Raw genomic sequence first — 2,470 nt, 5'->3', positions numbered from 1 at the left:
TGTGAACAGGCGTGCAAAATTGACCCCATAGCGGGGTGATCGGCGTCTAAAAATGACCCCCTTACATTGATGGTGATGATGCTCCCGAGGTCATCGGGGAGCACAGTGTGGGATGTTGGTTGTGGAGACGATTGCGAAGATCCGTCGGGCGTATTTTCAGGACAAGAAATCCATCAAGCAGATCTGCCGGGATCTGCGGGTGTCACGGAACACGGTGCGCAAGGTGATCCGGTCGGGTGCGACGGAGCTGACCTACGAGCGCAGCGTCCAGCCACAGCCGAAGATCGGCCCTTGGAAGGACAAGCTCGACGAGATGCTGGCGGCGAATGCGCGGAAGCCAAAGCGCGAGCGACTGACCCGCATCCGGATTTTCGAGGAGCTCAGAGCCCTCGGGTATAATGGCGGCTACGATGCTGTCCGACGTTACGCGGCCTCTTGGTCCAAGGAGGAAGAGGAGGCATCTGCCGCCGCCTATGTGCCGCTGACCTTCGATCCGGGTGAAGCCTACCAGTTCGACTGGAGCCATGAGATCGTGGTGATCGACGGGGTGACGACCACGGTGAAGGTCGCGCATGTCCGGCTCTGCCACAGCCGGATGCTGTTTGTCCGGGCCTATCCGCGCGAGACGCAGGAGATGGTGTTCGATGCGCACGACAAGGCCTTTGCCTTCTTCGGTGGGGCCTGTGCGCGGGGCATCTACGACAACATGAAGACCGCGGTGGACACGATCTTCGTCGGCCGCGAGCGCGCCTACAATCGGCGGTTCCAGCAGATGTGTGGGCACTACCTGGTCGACCCTGTCGCCTGCACCCCGGCATCTGGCTGGGAGAAGGGCCAGGTCGAGAACCAGGTCGGCGTTGTCCGGCGGCGGTTCTTCGTGCCGCGGCCGCGGTTCAAGAGTTACGCCGAGCTCAACGCTTGGCTCGAGGATCGCTGCGTCGCTTGGGCCAAGTCCCATCCGCACCAGGAGCTTCGGGATCGAACGATCTGGGAAGTGTTCCAAGATGAACGCGCGAGCCTGGTGCCCTATGTCGGCCCTTTCGACGGCTTCCATGCCGTGCCGGCCTCAGTCTCGAAGACATGCCTCGTGCGGTTCGACAAGAACCGTTACTCGGTCGACGGACGCGCAGTCGGCCGCCCGGTGGAGGTCCGTGCCTACGCCGAGCGCGTCGAGTTCTGGCAGGACGGCAAGATCGTCGGCGAACACGGCCGTGCCTTTGGTCGGGACAAGGCGATCTACGATCCGCTGCACTACATTCCGGTCCTGGCCCGCAAGCCCGGGGCCCTAAGGAATGGCGCACCCTTCAAAGACTGGGAACTGCCGCCAGCCATCAGGCGTGTGCAGCGTAAGCTTGGCAAGGTGCCAAACGGCGACCGCCAAATGGTCCAGATCCTGAGCATGATCCCGACGGACGGGCTGGAGGCGGTCGAGGCTGCCTGCGCTGAGGCGCTGACGGAAGGAGCCCCAGCATCCTCTGTCGTTCTCAACATCCTGGCCCGGCATCGCGAGCCGCCGTCGCCGCTGAACATCGCGACACCGGATGGCCTGCGGCTGACCTGCGAGCCCGCGGCCGATTGCAAACGTTACGACAGCCTCAGGAGACCCGAACATGGAAAGATCGCAGGTGCTGGACGCGATGAGCCAGCTCAAACTCTACGGAATGAAGGCGGCTTATGACGAGATCATCGCCACGGCGGTGAAGCGTCAGCACGAACCGCAACAGATCGTCGGCGATCTGCTGAACGCCGAGATCAGTGAGAAGCAGGCGCGCTCGATCAAATACCAGATGACCATCGCCAAGTTGCCGCTGGCCAAGGAAGTCGATGAGTTCTCCTTCGAAGACACGCCGGTCAACGAGACACTGGTGCGCGATCTGGCCTCCGGCGAGTTCCTCGAACATCAGCGCAATGTCGTGCTCATCGGCGGCACCGGGACCGGCAAATCCCACCTCGCCGTAAGCATCGCCAGAGCCTGCATCCGTCGTGGCAAACGTGGTCGGTTCTTCAACGTCGTGGACCTGGTGAACAAGCTCGATGCTGAAGCCCGTGCAGATCGCCAGGGTCGCTCTGCAGACCTGCTGTGCCGCCTGGACTTCCTGATCCTCGACGAGCTCGGCTACCTGCCGTTCGCCCAGACCGGTGGCCAGCTGCTGTTCCACCTCATCAGCCGTCTCTACGAGCGCACCTCGATCATCGTGACGACGAACCTGGACTTCGGCGAATGGCCCACGGTCTTCGGGGACGCCAAGATGACGACGGCGCTCCTCGATCGCCTCACTCATCACTGCGACATCGTCGAAACCGGCAACGAGAGTTGGCGCTTCAAAACCCGGGAATGACGCCCCGCACCCCGCTGGCCCGATACGGCTGCGCTGTGTGATGGCTACACCGTATCGGGCCAGCTACCCATGCCCAAAGGGGGGTCATTTTTGGACGCCTATAGGAGGTCAATATTGGATGCCGTTTGACA

The 2,470-nt window shown here is 62.3% G+C and carries 2 protein-coding genes; both read left to right on the top strand.

Translation table 11 applies throughout. The features are described from left to right. The first annotated feature begins 112 nt into the window (after positions 1-112). Positions 113-1,678: an IS21 family transposase gene (istA, locus tag DDZ14_RS19105; RefSeq protein ID WP_109426561.1), complete on the top strand. Its 1,566-nt coding sequence runs from the start codon at positions 113-115 to the stop codon at positions 1,676-1,678. Beyond that, positions 1,611-2,339 carry an IS21-like element ISPkr1 family helper ATPase IstB gene (gene istB, locus DDZ14_RS19100; protein ID WP_109426560.1) on the top strand — a complete coding sequence of 243 codons (729 nt, stop codon included), beginning with the start codon at positions 1,611-1,613 and terminating at the stop codon, positions 2,337-2,339. The genes istA and istB overlap by 68 nt, the downstream gene beginning before the upstream one ends. Positions 2,340-2,470: the final 131 nt, after the last annotated feature.

Origin of the sequence: Maritimibacter sp. 55A14, assembly GCF_003122205.1 — a bacterium.
In the GTDB taxonomy this organism is placed as follows: Bacteria; Pseudomonadota; Alphaproteobacteria; order Rhodobacterales; family Rhodobacteraceae; genus QEYE01.
Note: the sequence above shows the minus strand (reverse complement) of the source record. Positions and strands in the feature narration are given on the sequence as shown.